Source organism: Rhizobium sp. YTUHZ045 (assembly GCF_051124255.1).
GTDB lineage: Bacteria > Pseudomonadota > Alphaproteobacteria > Rhizobiales > Rhizobiaceae > Rhizobium.
Genome location: NZ_CP101432.1, coordinates 3,554,947 through 3,570,777 on the forward strand (window position 1 = coordinate 3,554,947; position 15,831 = coordinate 3,570,777).

At 61.0% G+C, this 15,831-nt stretch carries 15 protein-coding genes; 6 read left to right on the forward strand and 9 right to left on the reverse strand.

Annotation, left to right across the window (positions count from 1 at the left end):
* Positions 1–3: 3 nt before the first annotated feature.
* From NMA58_RS17585 to NMA58_RS17605, 5 genes are all read right to left on the reverse strand, one after another.
* The gene (locus tag NMA58_RS17585; RefSeq protein WP_430958012.1) at positions 4–402 is read right to left on the reverse strand and encodes a proton-translocating transhydrogenase family protein; all 399 of its coding nucleotides are present in this window, start codon (positions 400–402) and stop codon (positions 4–6) included.
* Positions 402–1,550 (reverse strand): Re/Si-specific NAD(P)(+) transhydrogenase subunit alpha, encoded by a 1,149-nt coding sequence (locus NMA58_RS17590; RefSeq protein ID WP_430958013.1) that lies wholly within the window; start codon positions 1,548–1,550, stop codon positions 402–404. The genes NMA58_RS17585 and NMA58_RS17590 overlap by 1 nt, the downstream gene beginning before the upstream one ends.
* A 207-nt stretch (positions 1,551–1,757) precedes the next feature.
* A complete protein-coding gene (locus tag NMA58_RS17595; RefSeq protein WP_011426827.1) occupies positions 1,758–1,982 on the reverse strand; it encodes an aa3-type cytochrome c oxidase subunit IV in 225 nt (74 codons plus the stop codon).
* Between the two features lie 223 nt (positions 1,983–2,205).
* On the reverse strand, positions 2,206–2,958 hold the full coding sequence (locus NMA58_RS17600) for an N-acyl amino acid synthase FeeM domain-containing protein (RefSeq protein ID WP_085779489.1): 753 nt from the start codon (positions 2,956–2,958) through the stop codon (positions 2,206–2,208).
* Between the two features lie 139 nt (positions 2,959–3,097).
* Entirely contained in the window at positions 3,098–5,401 is a 2,304-nt protein-coding gene (locus NMA58_RS17605; RefSeq protein WP_430958014.1) for a putative bifunctional diguanylate cyclase/phosphodiesterase, read from the reverse strand.
* 317 nt (positions 5,402–5,718) lie between these two features.
* On the opposite strand from NMA58_RS17605, the gene NMA58_RS17610 reads away from it, so the two are divergent.
* Both NMA58_RS17610 and NMA58_RS17615 read left to right on the forward strand, forming a co-directional pair.
* The gene (locus tag NMA58_RS17610) at positions 5,719–6,258 is read left to right on the forward strand and encodes a TRAP transporter small permease subunit (protein ID WP_085779491.1); all 540 of its coding nucleotides are present in this window, start codon (positions 5,719–5,721) and stop codon (positions 6,256–6,258) included.
* A gap of 20 nt (positions 6,259–6,278) precedes the next feature.
* Positions 6,279–7,769: a TRAP transporter large permease gene (locus tag NMA58_RS17615; protein ID WP_430958015.1), complete on the forward strand. Its 1,491-nt coding sequence runs from the start codon at positions 6,279–6,281 to the stop codon at positions 7,767–7,769.
* An 81-nt stretch (positions 7,770–7,850) separates the two neighbouring features.
* Here the strand turns inward: NMA58_RS17615 and NMA58_RS17620 are convergent, their stop codons facing one another.
* A complete protein-coding gene (locus NMA58_RS17620; RefSeq protein ID WP_064804998.1) occupies positions 7,851–8,957 on the reverse strand; it encodes a TRAP transporter substrate-binding protein in 1,107 nt (368 codons plus the stop codon).
* Between the two features lie 290 nt (positions 8,958–9,247).
* Here NMA58_RS17620 and NMA58_RS17625 point away from each other — a divergent pair, with 290 nt between their 5' ends.
* Positions 9,248–10,027 (forward strand): gamma-glutamyl-gamma-aminobutyrate hydrolase family protein, encoded by a 780-nt coding sequence (locus NMA58_RS17625; RefSeq protein WP_434711469.1) that lies wholly within the window; start codon positions 9,248–9,250, stop codon positions 10,025–10,027.
* Between the two features lie 13 nt (positions 10,028–10,040).
* Here the strand turns inward: NMA58_RS17625 and NMA58_RS17630 are convergent, their stop codons facing one another.
* The 3 genes from NMA58_RS17630 to NMA58_RS17640 all read right to left on the reverse strand — a co-directional run bounded on the left by NMA58_RS17630 (position 10,041) and on the right by NMA58_RS17640 (position 12,687).
* The gene (locus tag NMA58_RS17630; RefSeq protein WP_097597216.1) at positions 10,041–11,006 is read right to left on the reverse strand and encodes a 2-hydroxyacid dehydrogenase; all 966 of its coding nucleotides are present in this window, start codon (positions 11,004–11,006) and stop codon (positions 10,041–10,043) included.
* A gap of 27 nt (positions 11,007–11,033) precedes the next feature.
* Positions 11,034–12,056, reverse strand: coding sequence for a LacI family DNA-binding transcriptional regulator (locus NMA58_RS17635; RefSeq protein WP_434711470.1), 1,023 nt, complete (start codon positions 12,054–12,056; stop codon positions 11,034–11,036).
* A gap of 118 nt (positions 12,057–12,174) precedes the next feature.
* A complete protein-coding gene (locus tag NMA58_RS17640) occupies positions 12,175–12,687 on the reverse strand; it encodes a MarR family winged helix-turn-helix transcriptional regulator (RefSeq protein WP_183698678.1) in 513 nt (170 codons plus the stop codon).
* Positions 12,688–12,772: 85 nt separating this feature from the next.
* On the opposite strand from NMA58_RS17640, the gene NMA58_RS17645 reads away from it, so the two are divergent.
* The 3 genes from NMA58_RS17645 to NMA58_RS17655 all read left to right on the forward strand — a co-directional run bounded on the left by NMA58_RS17645 (position 12,773) and on the right by NMA58_RS17655 (position 15,784).
* Positions 12,773–13,561: a creatininase family protein gene (locus NMA58_RS17645; RefSeq protein WP_434711471.1), complete on the forward strand. Its 789-nt coding sequence runs from the start codon at positions 12,773–12,775 to the stop codon at positions 13,559–13,561.
* A gap of 145 nt (positions 13,562–13,706) precedes the next feature.
* A complete protein-coding gene (locus tag NMA58_RS17650; protein WP_434711472.1) occupies positions 13,707–14,795 on the forward strand; it encodes a CobW family GTP-binding protein in 1,089 nt (362 codons plus the stop codon).
* Positions 14,795–15,784 (forward strand): WD40 repeat domain-containing protein, encoded by a 990-nt coding sequence (locus NMA58_RS17655; protein ID WP_434711473.1) that lies wholly within the window; start codon positions 14,795–14,797, stop codon positions 15,782–15,784. The genes NMA58_RS17650 and NMA58_RS17655 overlap by 1 nt, the downstream gene beginning before the upstream one ends.
* Positions 15,785–15,831: the final 47 nt, after the last annotated feature.

Here is a 15,831-nt window from a genome sequence, read left to right on the forward strand (position 1 = left end):
CCCTCACCTGTCCTTCTTGCGGTACATCGAAAGCATGCGCTGCGTGACCAGGAAGCCGCCGAAGATGTTGACCGAAACCAGCACCAGGGCGACGAAACCGAAACCGGTCGCAAGACCGCTTGTGGAGATGCCGACCGCCAGCAGCGCGCCGACGACGATGACCGACGAGATCGCGTTGGTCACTGCCATCAGCGGCGTATGCAGCGCCGGCGTCACCGACCAGACGACGTAATAGCCGACGAAAATCGACAAGACGAAGATCGCCAGCTGGAAGACGAAGGGATCGATCGCCCCGCCCGTCGCCGCACTAGCCGCTTCCGGAGCCTGCGCGGCTGCAGTGGCAACGGCCGTCACCGCGTCGTTCAACTGCTGCAGCGCTCTGTCCATTGCTTCACTGGCCATCACATATCTCCCTTCTTCGCGCCGCCGAAGGCGGGATGAACCACGTCGCCGGCATAGGTCAGCATCGTCGCCTTGACGAGCTCGTCGTCGAGGTTGACGACGACCGCCTTCGTTTCCTTGTTGACCATCGTCTCGAGGAAGGTGACGAGGTTCTTGGCGTAAAGCGCCGAGGCGCTGGCCGCGACCCGGCCCGGCATATTCGCAAAGCCGATCACGCTGACGCCGTCGACGTCGGCGACCTCGCCGGCAACGACCCCCTCGATATTGCCGCCGCGCTCGACCGCGAGGTCGACGGCGACCGCACCTGGCTTCATCGAGGAAAGCATGGCGCGCGAAACGAGCCGCGGCGCCGGCCGGCCGGGAATGAGAGCCGTGGTGATGACGATATCCTGCTTGGCGATGTGTTCGGCGACGAGGGCTGCCTGCTTCGCCTGATAGTCTGCGGACATTTCCTTGGCATAACCGCCGGCCGTTTCCGCCGCCTTGAACTCCTCGTCCTCGACGGCGATGAACTTGGCGCCGAGTGAGGCGACCTGCTCTTTGGCGGCCGGGCGCACGTCGGTCGCCGAGACTGCGGCACCCAGGCGGCGCGCGGTGGCGATCGCCTGAAGACCGGCGACGCCGGCTCCCATGACGAAGACCCTGGCCGCCGGCACGGTGCCTGCCGCCGTCATCATCATTGGCATGGCGCGGTCGTAGACCGCCGCGGCCTCGATGACGGCCTGGTAGCCGGCGAGATTGGCCTGAGAGGAGAGCACGTCCATGGACTGCGCACGGGTGATGCGCGGCATTAGCTCCATGGCGAAGGTCGAAAGCCCGGCGCTTGCGAGTGCGGCAATCGCCTCGTCATTGCCGTAGGGGTCCATGATCGCGATGACAACGGCGCCGCTCTTGTAACCCGCGATTTCCGATGGGCTCGGGCGGCGCACCTTCAGCACCACGTCGGCGGAGGCTGCATCGGCAAAACTGCCGATCCTGGCGCCTACGGCCTCGAACTCGGCGTCCGGAATGCGCGAAGCCGCACCGGCGCCGGCCTCGACGACGACGTCGAAACCGAAACCCTTCATCTTCTTCACGGTCTCGGCGGAGGCCGCGACACGCGTCTCCCCGTCCGTGGTTTCCCTTGCAACGAAAACAATATTGCCCAACTGCCCCCTCCTCCGGGTCAGCCAGACCGCCGCAGGCTCGCCTGCGCAGGCCAAGCACCTAATTCACAAGGCTTCGGAGAAGCCTCCCCTCCCCTTAGAGCGCCTGCGTCCCCCCTGGACGCACAAAGACGCTCCAGCTCCCTTGAATAGACACATCGTGTTTGCCGAAAATCGATTGCGATTTTCAGGCCGATGCGCCAGCCGCGATCAGCGGAACAGGAAGATGCCGGCGGCGAGAAGAACGATGAAGACGAAGAGACCGCCGAGAAGGCCGGCGCCGCCGAAGAAACCGGCGGTCATCGCGAGCAGGAGAACGACGAGAAGCATCGTGCCGTATTTCGTGCCGGCAATGAACATGTTGTAGGTCTGCTCATGTTCCTTGTAATCCATCGGCGCGCCGGTCTCGACCGGTCCGGTATGATGTTCGGCCATAAATATCGTCTCCCTGAAATGCTTTTGCGCTGCCTGATTCCCTCTTAGGCCGAGGGAAGTCCCTGCCTGCAGGAATTACACAATGACAGGCGAAAGCGCAATGCATGAGAATGCCGCAGCCGCGGGTTCCAAGCCACCTTCTTCCGCAAGGAAAAACGTGAGGGCGCCGGCTGCGGATCTCGTCACGCTGCATAACCTCTCCTCATTCGCAGAGCAGGAGAAATTACAGCGGCAGGTCGGTGCCAAGTTCACCTTGCGGCACGAAGCGCGCCGTCGGGATGATGGTAAGCGGCGGCAGCGTATCGTGGGGATTGCGCGAAAACATCATGCGCTGTTCGCTGGCGCTGGAGATGAAGAAGGGATAGCGCGTCAATAGCTTGCGCCCGACCTCCACCACATTCGTCGCCATCAGCGTCACATCAACCCCGTAACTCTCCGCCAGTCGGCCGGGCACAATAGTATCGGCATAGAAGACCCGTTTGTAGAAGGCGGCATGCGGGGGCCGAACGGACTGAATAACACGGTCAGCCCGGAAATACGCTGCCGCAACGATGGCGGGTCTCAGCGTCAGGTAGGGAACCCATGGCATATTGGCGGTGAGCTCCGGGTCGGCCGCGAAACGCGCCGGGTCGATCAAGGTTAGTCCGGCGTCCAGAAGTTCATCCATCGCCTCGGGAAAGGCCTCTCCGGACCGGCTGATACGATGCTCCGGCGTCACATAATGAATTCGGATCGTACTGACCAGTTCGCCATAATAGTAGAGACCGAAGATATAGGCATGGCTGTCGAAATCGACATCGTCCAACAGGCCTTCCGGGGCAAGCGACAGCGCGCCGTGGGCCTTGTAGGCTTTGTAGCGCAACCGCTCCACCTCCTCCATGTCTTCGCTGCTTTCGACACGGCGATATTCGACATGATCCAGAATTTCCAAAATTTTCGTACTGAAATCACTACGCGTGAACAGTGTGTCTGACATATTTTGATCCACTCGTTAACGGATCATTAATCATACGCCAGCGACATTTAGGCAAGGAAATCCGATAATTCGGACCGTTTATAAAGTATTAAGGTTAACGGCGGGGGTATCACAAGGAAAATCGGCGTCGACCGAAGTCTCAGGCGACCTTGTTGCGGCGACGTTGGACGGCGCGGCGGCCGACGCCCTGTTGCAGGAGTGGGATGTTCTGGGAAGGCACCGGCTGCGAGAAAACATAGCCCTGCACCAGATCGGTGCTGCGGTGTTTGTTGAGCAGAGCGAGCTGCTCTTCAGTCTCGACACCTTCGATGACGATCTTCAGACCGAGTTCCCGGGCGAGATTGACCGTCCCTCGCAGCAGCTTGAGGCGGCGAGTATCCTCGACGATATTCCGCACGAAGGAGCGGTCGATTTTGACGATATCGAGCGGCAGCGTGTCGAGATAACTGAGGCTGGAGAAGCCGGTGCCGAAATCGTCGATCGCGATGGTGATGCCGCGGGCTCTGAGTTCCGCCAGGATGGCGCGCACAGCCTGCGGCTCGTCGATCAGGCAGCTTTCGGTGACTTCGAGATGCAGCCGCGCCGCGTTGAGCCCCGAATCGGCAAGCGCGTCGGCGACCACCGACAGAATGTCGGCATCGCGCAAATCCCGTGCCGAGAGGTTAACCGAGACGGCGATGTGCTCCGGCCAGGTCATGCATTCGCTGCAGGCCTGGGACAGCACGAAACGGGTGATGTCGGAGATGATGCCCATATCCTCGGCGAGCCGAATGAAGACGTCGGGCGGAATCGAGCCCTTCTCCGGATGCACCCAGCGCGCCAACGCCTCGGCGCATTCGATGCGCGAACCGTCGGCCCGAAACATCGGCTGAAAGACGAGGTGCAGCGACTGCGCCGCGACTGCCTCGCGAAGGTCTGCTTTCAGCTTCTGCTGCTCGATATAGCGCCCGTCCATCTCGCGCTCGAAGCCTGATATGCCGCCCTTGAAACGCGACTTGCTCTCGAACAGCGCAAGATCCGCCTTGACGCTCCATTCGTCCATCGCGAAAGCGGAACTTTCGAGAATGGCGTAACCAGCACTGAGCGAAATGAGGAAGGTCAGCTCGTCGACCTCATAATGGCCTTGGATCGCAGCGTGCACGCGACGGATCTCGAGGTCGAGTGAGGCCGGCTCCTTCGCATGCGGGAAGAACAGGATGAACTGGTCGCCCATCAGCCGGCCGAGGATGGCGTTGCCACAGACCTGTTTGATGCGGGCGGCGATGGAGCAAAGCAGATGGTCGCCGGTGACGTGACCGCGCATGTCGTTGACATGTTTGAACTCGTCGATATCGAGCACCATAAAGCCAAGCGGCCCCGATTTCCTCGGATGTTTGGCGAGATACTCCTGCACCAGCTGGCCGAAATATTCGCGGTTCGGCAGGCCGGTCAGCGCATCGAAGCGGACCATATGCATGATCTTCTGCTCGGCCTTCACACGGCTGGATACGTCTTCGAAGATCAGCACCGCGCCACCGTCGGCCCTGCGGCTGGCGGAGAATTCGAGCGACAGGCCCTCGGGAAAATGAATGAGCGTGCGCGACAAGTTGCCTTCGGCCACCTGGGTGAGCTGGCGCAGAATGAGCTCCGGCTGTGAGGCGTCCATGAAGCTGTAGCGTGCGCCATAGCGCAGCACGGCGCCAAGATCACGGTCCTTCAGCCGCTCCGGCGCGCCGATTTTCAGCAGTTCGCAGGCCTTGCGGTTGACGACCTGGATGCGGTTTTCGTCATCGACCATGACGAGGCCATGCGGCATGTTGTTGAGCGCCGTGTCGAAACGGTCGGCGATGATGGTGATTTCCCGACGCGCGATAACATTCTCGTACAGAAATTCGCGCACGCCGTTCGCCATCGCCCGCGTCGTCAGCCAGAAGGGGATGAGAAAGATCGACAGCACGCCGCGATAGAAATCGAGCGCCAGCAGGCTGCCGACGATCATCGGCAGGCAGCAGAAGGCCGTCTGGAGGTCGACTGCGAAGCGCGAGCCGTAGTTGCGCCCGACAACGGAAACCATGGTCGCCATGGTGACGGAAATGCAGGCAAGCTCCGCAAAGGAATCGTGCACGACGAAGATAGCATAGCCGCTGGCGATGCCAAGAAGTGCGGTGGTGCAGGATCCGGCGGCAACAAGAATCCGCTCCCAACGCTCGATTCCCGCGCGCGACAGGCTCTGCTTGTCGACACGATCGAACTGCCGGAAGATGGCCATGCGAGCGCTGAAGACCAGAAGGAAGGCGACCGACAGCAGGATGTAGATGGAGTACTGTGTCTTGGCAGCCACTGCAAGGCACGTCGCGACATGGACGATCACGCCGACAAGAAGCGTCATGCGATTCCCGGAAAGGGAGCTCACAAACGACAAGTACACATCAATAGGGACCCTGTTCGGGTTATCTGGCTTCATCCACACTTTCCCTGTGCGCGGGGATTCTAAGGCCAACCCTTTAAAAATTGATTTCAATCGAATCAAACATTTGGTCAAATTTTCTAAAACCAGCGGATGAACATCACAGCCTACGCGAGATCATGCATCCTCCTGGCGAGAATAAGGAAATAATTTATCCACGCCTAGGTTGTTAAAACATCGACGGCCGCCTGTCGCGACTTAGACTATGCTCTAACCAGAGGCATTTATCCTTCCAATTTCAAAAGCCGTGGTCTACACCGATTCGAAAGAGGGAAAGCTGCCGAAAAATGGCAGGACAAGAACAAGGGAAACGAATGTCGACACTTTTGGCGGCAAGCCGGCTGATTGATTCGATCAGTCGGATCATGGGCAAACTTTCCGAATATATGGTCCTGTTCTGCTGTCTCATCAGCGCCGGTAATGCCATCGTTCGCTACACCTTCAACTACAGTTCGAACGGCTGGCTTGAGATCCAGTGGTACCTCTTTGCCTTCGTCGTCATGCTCGGCGCCTCGCATGCTCTGCGCAACAATGAGCACGTTCGTGTCGATCTGATTTATGGCGCAGTGTCCGACAAGGCGAAGATCTGGATCGACATTGTCGGCCTCATCCTGTTCCTCATCCCCGTCTGCGTCTTCCTCACCTGGCTCTGCTGGCCCTTCTTCGCGCTTTCCTACCGGCAGGGGGAAATATCGGCCAATGCCGGCGGGCTGATCCGCTGGCCCGTAAAGCTGATCCTCGTCGCCGGCTTCGCGCTGCTTTCGCTCCAGGGCGTTTCCGAGCTGATCAAGCGGATCGCAGCGCTGACCGGCCAAATCAGCATCGACACCAAATACGAAAAGCCACTGCAGTAGCGCTCCCGGGAGGAACGGATTTGTTTGATTTCGGCATCATTCCGCCGGCCATGTTCCTGGGCATGGTCATCTTCATGCTCTACGGCTTTCCGGTCGCCTTTTCACTCGCGGCCGTCGGCCTGTTCTTCGGCATCATCGGCATCGTCACCGGCCATTTCAGCGAAGCCTTTCTGCAAGCGCTGCCGCTGCGCTTTTTCGGCATCGTCTCCAACGACCTCTTGCTCGCCATTCCCTTCTTCACCTTCATGGGCGCGATATTGGAACGCTGCGGTCTTGCCGAGGATCTGCTCGAAGGCACCGGCAAGCTCTTCGGCGGCGTTCCCGGCGGACTCGCCTATGCCGTCATCCTCGTCGGCGCCGTGCTCGGCGCCATCACCGGCACGGTAGCCGCCTCCGTCATTACCATGGGGGTGATCTCGCTGCCGATCATGCTGCGCTACGGCTACAGCCCGCGCCTTGCCACCGGCGTCATCGCCGCTTCTGGCACCATCACCCAGGTGATCCCGCCCTCGCTCGTGCTCGTCGTTCTCGCCGACCAGCTTGGCAGATCGGTCGGCGACATGTATCTCGGCGCCATCGGCCCCTCGATCCTGCAGGTGACGATTTTCGTGCTCTTCATCCTGGTGATGTCGATCATCCAGCCGAAATCGATGCCGCCGCTGCCGAAAGAGGTGCGCGGCGACTTCAACTGGGCGCTTTTGGCGAAAGTGCTGATGGGCATGGTGCCCTCAATCGTGCTGATCTTCCTCGTGCTCGGTACGATTTTTATGGGCCTTGCGACACCGACGGAAGCCGGCGCGCTCGGCGTCGTCGGCGCCATGGCGCTGGCAGCCATGAACCGCCGTCTCACCTGGCCGCTAATCCGCGAAGCAATGACATCGACCACGCATATTACATCAATGGTGGTGATGATCCTGGTCGGCTCCACCTGCTTCAGCCTGGTCTTCCAGGGCATGGATGGTTCGCGGTGGATCGAGCACATGCTGTCGGGCATCCCCGGCGGCCCGGTCGGTTTCCTGATCTTCGTCAACATCTTCATCTTCGTGCTGGCTTTCTTTCTCGATTTCTTCGAGATCGCTTTCATCGTCATTCCAATGCTCGCGCCCGTTGCCTCCAGCCTTGGAATCGACCTGATCTGGTTCGGTGTCCTGATCTGCGTCAACATGCAGACCAGCTTCATGCATCCGCCTTTCGGCTTCGCTCTGTTCTACCTCCGCTCGATCGCCAGCAAGGACGTCAAGACCTCCGATATCTACATGGGCGCGCTGCCCTGGGTCGGCATGCAGATTATTCTGGTTGCGATCGTGATCTTCTGGCCGCAATCGGTCACCTACTGGCTGGACCATGGCCCCAAGGTCGACCCGAACTCGATCAAGATCGAAGTGCCGGGATTTGGCGGCCAGCTCGGCCTGCCGCCGGTGGGCGGCGGCAAGGGCTCGCCGCAGATACCGGGCCTCACCCTGCCGCCGCTGAACGGCCTGCCGGGAGCTCCGCCCGCGCCTGCCAAATAGCCAAACAAAAATAAACCCCGGATCAACGATCCGGGGTTTTTCTTGCATTCGCCTAAAGCGCCGATGTCGCTCGCGGAAAGCCTAAAGCTTCCCGGCCCGCTGCTGGATCATCATGAACGTATCGAAGGTGTATTCCGAAAGCTGCATCCACAGATAGGCGTCGCGCTTGAAGGCGGTCTGATCCTCGTAGATCTTCTTGAAATACTGGTTGTTGGCCGAGATTTCGCCGTAGATGCCCATTGCCGCCTGGAAGCAGGCTTCCATGATCTCCTGGCTGAACGGGCGCAACGTCGCACCCTCGGCAACGAGTTGTTTCAGCGCCGTCGGGTTTTTCATGTCGTATTTCGCCAGCATGTTGGTGTTGGCGAAGGCGCAGGCGTCGGTGAGCGCTGCCTGATAGTGCTTCGGCAGGTTGCTCCATTTATCCAGATTGAAGAAGGCGTGCACCGTCGGGCCGCCTTCCCACCAGCCCGGGTAATAGTAGTACTTCGCCACCTTGTGGAAGCCGAGCTTCAGGTCGTCATAGGGGCCGACGAATTCCGCCGCATCGATCGTGCCCTTTTCGAGCGCCGGGTAGATGTCGCCGCCGGCGATCTGCTGTGGGACGACGCCGACCTTCTCCATAATGCGTCCGGCAAGGCCGGCAATGCGCATCTTCACGCCCTTCAGATCGTCAAGCGTGTTGATTTCCTTGCGGAACCAGCCGCCCATCTGTGCGCCGGTATTGCCGGCCGGCAGGGCATACATGCCCTGCGTGGCGTAGAACTCGTTCATCAGCGTATTGCCATTGCCTTCGTAGAACCAGGCGTTGGTCAGGCGGCTGTTCAATCCAAACGGGATGGCTGTTCCGAAGGCATAGGCCGGATCCTTGCCGACGAAATAATAGGAGGTGGTGTGGGCTGCCTCGACCGTACCGGCGGCCACCGCATCGACAGCCTGCAGGCCCGGCACGACTTCACCGGCCGCGAAAGGCTGGATGGTGAAATTGCCGTCGGTCGCAGCGGCAACATGCTTGGCGATGTCTTCGGCACCGCCATAGATCGTATCCAGGCTCTTCGGAAACGAAGACGTCATGCGCCAAGCGATCTTCGGATTTTCTTGCGCGATCGCAGGCGCCGCCAGCGCCGTTGCGGCAACCGCGCCGGCACTGGCGGTTCCCGCCTTCTTGAAAAACGAACGACGATCCATCAAAAAACCTCCCGTATAGATGGCACTGCGCGGCCAATCCATCCCTACCCGCAGCGAGGGCAGAGCTAAGCATGGAGGGGGCCGCGATTCAAGCTTTAGTCTATTAGCCTTTGGCATCAGGATAGCAATAGGGAGCGCGCGAGCGCGTCCATCAAAATCAGCAGCTTAGCGCGAGCCCCAGAGCCGCGACGCCGTTTGCGGTGCAATTGGTCGTCGGACAAAGCCAGGCGTTGACTCCACCGCCGTTCTGGCGGCAAAAACGACGAGCAGAAGATTTTACCGGTGCAAACATGACGAAACCAATCGTTGCCATTCCTGCCGATATCCGCAGCTTCGACGGCGCGACCTGGCATGCCGTGCAGCATCAATATGTCGGTGCCGCATTGAATGCGGCCGGCGTGATGGCTTTCGTGATTCCCGCCTTCGAGGCAGGCTACGATCCCGACCCGGTGCTCGACCGCGTCGATGGTCTGCTGGTATCAGGCTCTGCCAGCAATGTGCATCCCTCGCTCTATGGCGCCGAGGCGACTGACAGGGACGGCCCCTTCGACCCCGCCCGCGACGCCACCAGTTTGCCGCTGATCCGCCGCGCCATCGACCGTGCCATCCCGCTGCTTGCCATCTGCCGCGGCATTCAGGAACTGAACGTCGCTCTCGGCGGCTCGCTGGCAAGCGAGATCCATGAGCAGCCCGGCATCTGGGATCATCGCCGGCCGGAAGGTGTCGACCGTGACGGCATGTATGCCATCCGCCAGACCGTCCATGTTAAGGAAGGCTCCTGCATAGCAGGCATTCTCGGTCCAGGCGATATCCGCGTGAATTCGCTGCATCGCCAGGCGATCGCCAGAACCGCACCGCGCCTGCAGGTGGAAGCCATCGCCGAAGACGGCACCGTGGAAGCCGTTTCCGTCATCGATGCCAAGGCCTTCGCCGTCGGCGTGCAATGGCACCCGGAATATTGGGCCGAAACCGACAAGGCGTCGAACAAGCTGTTTGCCGCCTTCGGCGACGCCGTCCGCAGCTACGCCGGCGGCAAACGCCCGGTTATCACGGCACCGGCGACCGCCTAGGAGGTAGTCGAGCTCAGCCGCGCTGAATTTTTTGCGGCGTCTCCGGCACCGGCGTCAGCGCTGCCCCCTTCTCGAACCAGGCGATGAGATTGTCGGCAACCAGATCGGCCATCGCCATGCGCGTGGGCACGGAGGCCGAGGCAACGTGCGGCAGCAGCACCGCATTGGCCGGTTCCAGCAGGCCGGACGGCACGCTCGGCTCTTCGTAGAAGACGTCGAGGCCGGCCGCACCGAGCGCGCCTGATGCGAGGGCGGCACTCAGCGCCTCTTCGTCGACGGTCCAGCCGCGGCCGACATTGACGAGAACCCCATCCGGACCGAGAGCGGCCAGGACATCGGCGTCGATCGTCTTATGCGTCTGCGGCGTCTTCGGAACGATGGCGATCAGCGTGTCCACCGCCTCCGCCAATCCCTTCAACGTCGGGTGATAATCGTAGGGCGCCTCCGCATGGCGCGAACGCGTGTGATAACTGATCTTCACCTTGAACGGTTCCAGCCGCTTGGCGATCTCAAGACCGATGCGGCCTAGGCCGTAGAGCCCGACATGGCGGCCCTTGAGCGAGAAACGTGACAGCGGATAAGCCGTGCCCGGCTTCCAATTGCCGGCACGCAGCCAGGCTTCAGCCCGCGGCAGCTCGCGGATCGTGTTCAGGAGCAGGCCGATCGCCGTATCGGCAACCTCGTCGTTCAAAACGTCTGGCGTATTGGTGACGACAATGCCCTTTTCGACCGCACGCTTCACATCCATGCCGTCATAACCGACGCCGAAACTGGCGATCACTTCGACACCAGGCAACTGATCCATCCAGGCGCCGGGAAAAGCGCCGGAGACGGCAACGCCGCGGATGCGGCCGGCGGTCTCGCTGTCGAGCGCCAGCTTTTCCTCGCGGGCGACAGCAATGATCTCAAAACGATCCTTCAGCCTTTCGAGAACACGCTCGTGTATCTTCCCTGGAACGAGAATGGCGATGCGGGACATGGCTTTTCCTCTTGGACGGGGTCTGGTTCAGGCGCGGGGCCGATGGGGGCTGGTCGACTGGCGGATGCGCATTTCCGGCTTGATGAGATGCATGCCGTCAGGTTCGTGGCTGCCGGCAAGACGATCGAGAAGTGCGCGCGCAGCCAGACGGCCGACTTCGGTCTGGCCGTTCCAGACGGTCGTCAACGCCGGCGTGGCGATCGAGGCTTCCTCGAGATCGTCATAACCCGTGACGGAAATATCGCGGCCCGGCACCAGACCGGCGCGGGCAATGCCGTTCATCAGGCCGATCGCGACGAGATCGTTCCAGCAGACCGCCGCCGTCGGCTTCTGCGGCAGCGAGAGGAAATGCACCGCCGCCTCGAAACCGCCCTGCTTCGAGCGGGGCCCGGAAATGCGCAGATTCGGATCGACTTCGATGCCCGCCTTGCGCAGGGCGTTGACATAACCCTGGTAGCGGTCGCGGCCGGTGGATGTCTGGTCCGTACCGCCGATCATGGCGATCGAGCGGTGACCGAGACCGATCAGGTGATTGGTGGCGAGCGAGATGCCATAGCTGTCGTCACCGCGATAGGTCGGCAGCTCCAGACCGTCCATCGAGCGGGCGACGAGGATCGCCGGCATGCCGTTCTCTTCCGCCAACTGCAGATCTTCCGGCGGCGTACCGATCGCCGGCGACATGATGACGCCGTCGCCGCCGAGCTGCAGAAGCGTCTCGATGAAGGTGCGCTGCTTTTCGACATTGTCATAATGATTGGAGAGAATGAAGGTATGGCGGCTGCGGTCGAGCTCGCTTTCGATCGCCTTCAGGATTTCGCCGTAGAAAGGGTTCATGATGTCGTGCACGACGACACCGATGATGCCCGAGCGTGAGGTGCGCAGGCTGGCGGCACGCCGGTTGTAGATATAGCCAAGCGCGCGCGCCTGCTCCTTGATCTTCTCCCGCGTATTGCCGGCCACCAGCGGGCTGTCGCGCAAGGCGAGCGATACGGTCGCTGTTGAAATGCCGAGCGTTTCGGCGATTGTCGATAGCTTGATCTTCTGGACCACGTGTCCTCCTCCAGGCAGCACGCAAGACAGCAAGACCGCACGGCAACCGGCGCGGTCCCTTAAAATGTTTAATTAAAAGATTTAACCGGCGGAAGCAATTCGTCTTTCAGGAGAAATTTCAGTCTTCGTCCGGTTCTTCGATACCATGCGCTTCGGCTTGCAGATTGGCGTCGATCGCCTTCAGCAGGCGAACCAGATTGCGGATTTCCTTTTCTGAAAATTCCTGCGTCGCCAGTCTGTCACAGGCCGAGGCCGCCATTTCGATCGCCCGCACGCTGTCACGTCCGAGCGCAGTGAGATAGACCTTGGTGAGGCGCGCATCCTCGGCATCGGGCTTGCGCTCGAGAAAGCCCTGCGCCTCCATGCGGCCGATCGTCCGCGTCATCGTCGGCGCCTTGACCCCGAGCTTTTGCGCAAGGCCGCCCGCCGTCATACCGTCGCTCTCGGCAAGCGAGAGAATGACGCCGTCCTGGCCGGCATAGAGACCGCTTTCGAACAGGTTGCGCGAGAGCACCGTGCGCATGGAACGGGCCGCCTGGGTGAGCGCCGGAGAAAGATCGACGAGCGTGTACTCCGTCTGGTCCTTCTTCTTGGACTTGCTCTTCTTGCCGTCCTTATGCTTCTTTCCCATAGCCATCCCTTTGATCTTTAAGCCCCGACGCCGCTGCGATATGACATTGCCCATGATCTCGTCATAAACAAGAGGCAACGACCGGATGATGACGCCTTCGCCCCGCTTCGACGACAGCGGCTCGGTCCGTGCCTCCGGCGCAGGCCGCCCGATCGCCCTGCTGCCGCTCGGTGCCCATGAGCAGCATGGCCCTCACCTGCCCTTCGAAACCGACACGCTAATTGCCGACGGCATCGCCGGAAGATTGAAGAAGGCCCTGCCCGCCGGACTGTCGGTCACCTTCCTTCCCACCGAATCGGTCGGCTATTCCGTAGAACATATGGATGTTGAAGGAACGAAGACGCTCGCCTTCGACGAAGCGGTCAACCGCTGGCTCGGCATTGCCGAAGGGCTGGCGAAGAGAGACATTCGCAAATTCGTTATGCTGAACGCCCATGGCGGCAATTCGCCTCTGATATCGGTCGTCGCGACCGAGGCGCGGGTCCGCTTTGCCATGCTGGCGGTGGCGACGAGCTGGACCCGCTTCGGCCTGCCAGATGGCGTGATTGCGCCGGAGGAAAAGGCGATCGGCATCCATGGCGGCGATATCGAGACCTCGGTCATGCTGGCGCTTCACCCCGACAAGGTAGACATGGCAAAGGCTGGGGATTTTTCCTCGAGGCAGACGGAATTCGCCACCCGCTTCAAGCACCTGCGCGCCTACGGCCAGCATGCCTTCGGCTGGAAGATGTCGGACATTAACGAACAAGGCGTGGCTGGCAATGCCGCGGCTGCGACGGCCGAAAAGGGCGAGGCGCTGATTGCCCATGCGGTGAAGGGACTGGTGGAACTTTTGGAGGATGTCGATGCATTCGACGTCGGCGAACTCCGTTGAAAAAGCGATCGTCTGCATCGGGCGGCGACGTGATCTTATAACATATAAAATCCTTTGAACTGCGGTGCCCATGCCATTATATGAGACCAACCGCTCAAAGGCCGATCCCTAGCCGTTCGGCCGTACGCCTAATTTAGAGGTTCTCATGACCGACGCGATCTCCACCCAGAAGCCTGTTCCCGTCACCGTGCTCACCGGTTATCTCGGTGCCGGCAAGACGACCTTGCTCAACCGCATCCTCTCCGAAAACCACGGCAAGAAATATGCGGTCATCGTCAACGAGTTCGGCGAAATCGGCATCGATAACGACCTGATCGTCGAATCGGATGAAGAAATCTACGAGATGAACAATGGCTGCGTCTGTTGCACGGTGCGCGGCGACCTGATCCGCGTCGTCGAAGGCCTGATGCGCCGCCCCGGCCGTTTCGACGGCATCATCGTCGAGACGACGGGCCTTGCCGATCCGGTACCCGTCGCTCAGACTTTCTTCATGGACGACGACGTGCGCGCCAAGACCGAGCTCGACGCCGTCATCGCGCTTGTCGACGCCAAGCACCTGCCGCTGCGCCTGAAGGACAGCCGCGAGGCCGAGGACCAGATCGCCTTCGCCGACGTCGTCGTCATCAACAAGAGCGACCTCGTCACCCCGGAAGAACTGGATGTGATCGAAGACATCGTCCGCGCCATCAACCCGGCCGCCCGCGTCTACAAGACCAGCCGCTCCGGCGTCGACCTCGCCCGCGTGCTCGATCAGGGCGCCTTCAACCTGGAACGCGCACTCGAAAACGATCCGCATTTCCTGGAACACGACCATGACGACCATGTCTGCGGCCCGGACTGCGATCACGACCACCATCATCATGATCATGATCATCACCATGATCACCACGGGCACGATCATCATCATCATGGCGCCATGTCGGCGATCCACGATGTGACAGTGCAGTCGGTGTCGCTGCGCGGCGGCCAGATGAACCCCGAACGCTTCTTCCCCTGGATCCAGAAGATCACCCAGATGCAGGGCCCGAACATTCTTCGCCTCAAGGGCATCATCGCCTTCAAGGACGATCCCCAGCGTTACGTCGTCCAGGGCGTGCACATGATCATCGAGGGTGATCACCAGCGTCCGTGGAAGGATGGCGAGAAGCATGAAAGCCGTCTCGTTTTCATCGGCCGCGATCTTGACCGCGAAAAACTCGAGGCTTCGTTCAAGGCCTGCGAGGCAGCCGCCTGATGCCGACAGTTGCACCGCTTGATCTCGACGGCCACGTTCTGGCCGTCGAATTTTTAGGTGATGTTCCCTTCTTCGCAAGCGCAAACGGCACGTTTCACCGGCTGGATGGCGGCGAGAGGGTCTCAGAAGCCCATCAAGGCATGCTCACAGCGATCCGCGATCCCTATAGCGAAAGCCTGATCTCCGGCGGCGAGGACGGCAAGGTCCTGCGCATCGCGGCCGACGGCAGCGTCAGCGAACTCGCGAGCGCGCCGCGCAAATGGATCTCGCAGGTCGCGGCCGGGCCCCAGGGCACCATCGCCTATTCCTATGGCAAGAGTACGCTCGTGCGTCTTGCCGACGGCACGACCAAGGAATTCGCAGAGGAGCGCACGGTCGAAGGCATCGCCTTCGCGCCGAAGGGTCTGCGCATCGCCGCCGCCCGTTACAACGGCGTGTCGCTCCACTGGGTCGGCATGAGCGCCAAACCGGTCGATCTCGAATGGAAAGGCGCGCATACCGGCGTGACCTTCTCGCCGGATGGCAACTTTCTCGTCACCTCGATGCAGGAAAACGCGCTGCACGGCTGGAAGCTCGACAGCAAGCCCGGCGCCGAGGCCCGGCACATGCGCATGACCGGCTATCCCGCCAAGGTGAAATCCCTCTCCTGGTCGGTCAAGGGCAAATGGCTCGCCTCCTCGGGGGCGCCGGCTGCCATCGTCTGGCCTTTCCAAGGCAAGGACGGGCCGATGGGCAAGGCACCGCTGGAGCTCGGCACCCGCGCCAATATCATGGCGACCTCGGTGAAGTTCCATCCGCTGGAGGATATCCTCGCCATTGGCTTCGTCGACGGCATGATCCTCGCTGTACGCGTTGCCGACAATAAGGAAGCGCTGCTGCGCCGCCCCGGCAAGGGCGCGATCACGGCGATGAGCTGGAGCGCAAACGGCAAGCTGCTCGCCTTCGCCTCGGAAGCCGGCGATTGCGGCGTCATCGATATCTCGGCTTGAGGTCGCGTTACGGGCATTGAATGATGCCTTGACGAAAGCCGAACTCG

Bases quoted from the DNA above. Each gene is read 5' to 3' on its own strand.
- NMA58_RS17585 (WP_430958012.1), bottom strand. From the start codon at position 402: ATGGCCAGTGAAGCAATGGACAGAGCGCTGCAGCAGTTGAACGACGCG.
- NMA58_RS17595 (WP_011426827.1), bottom strand. From the start codon at position 1,982: ATGGCCGAACATCATACCGGACCGGTCGAGACCGGCGCGCCGATGGAT.
- NMA58_RS17600 (WP_085779489.1), bottom strand. From the start codon at position 2,958: ATGTCAGACACACTGTTCACGCGTAGTGATTTCAGTACGAAAATTTTG.
- NMA58_RS17605 (WP_430958014.1), bottom strand. From the start codon at position 5,401: ATGAAGCCAGATAACCCGAACAGGGTCCCTATTGATGTGTACTTGTCG.
- NMA58_RS17610 (WP_085779491.1), top strand. From the start codon at position 5,719: ATGTCGACACTTTTGGCGGCAAGCCGGCTGATTGATTCGATCAGTCGG.
- NMA58_RS17620 (WP_064804998.1), bottom strand. From the start codon at position 8,957: ATGGATCGTCGTTCGTTTTTCAAGAAGGCGGGAACCGCCAGTGCCGGC.
- NMA58_RS17625 (WP_434711469.1), top strand. From the start codon at position 9,248: ATGACGAAACCAATCGTTGCCATTCCTGCCGATATCCGCAGCTTCGAC.
- NMA58_RS17630 (WP_097597216.1), bottom strand. From the start codon at position 11,006: ATGTCCCGCATCGCCATTCTCGTTCCAGGGAAGATACACGAGCGTGTT.
- NMA58_RS17640 (WP_183698678.1), bottom strand. From the start codon at position 12,687: ATGGGAAAGAAGCATAAGGACGGCAAGAAGAGCAAGTCCAAGAAGAAG.
- NMA58_RS17645 (WP_434711471.1), top strand. From the start codon at position 12,773: ATGATGACGCCTTCGCCCCGCTTCGACGACAGCGGCTCGGTCCGTGCC.
- NMA58_RS17650 (WP_434711472.1), top strand. From the start codon at position 13,707: ATGACCGACGCGATCTCCACCCAGAAGCCTGTTCCCGTCACCGTGCTC.
- NMA58_RS17655 (WP_434711473.1), top strand. From the start codon at position 14,795: ATGCCGACAGTTGCACCGCTTGATCTCGACGGCCACGTTCTGGCCGTC.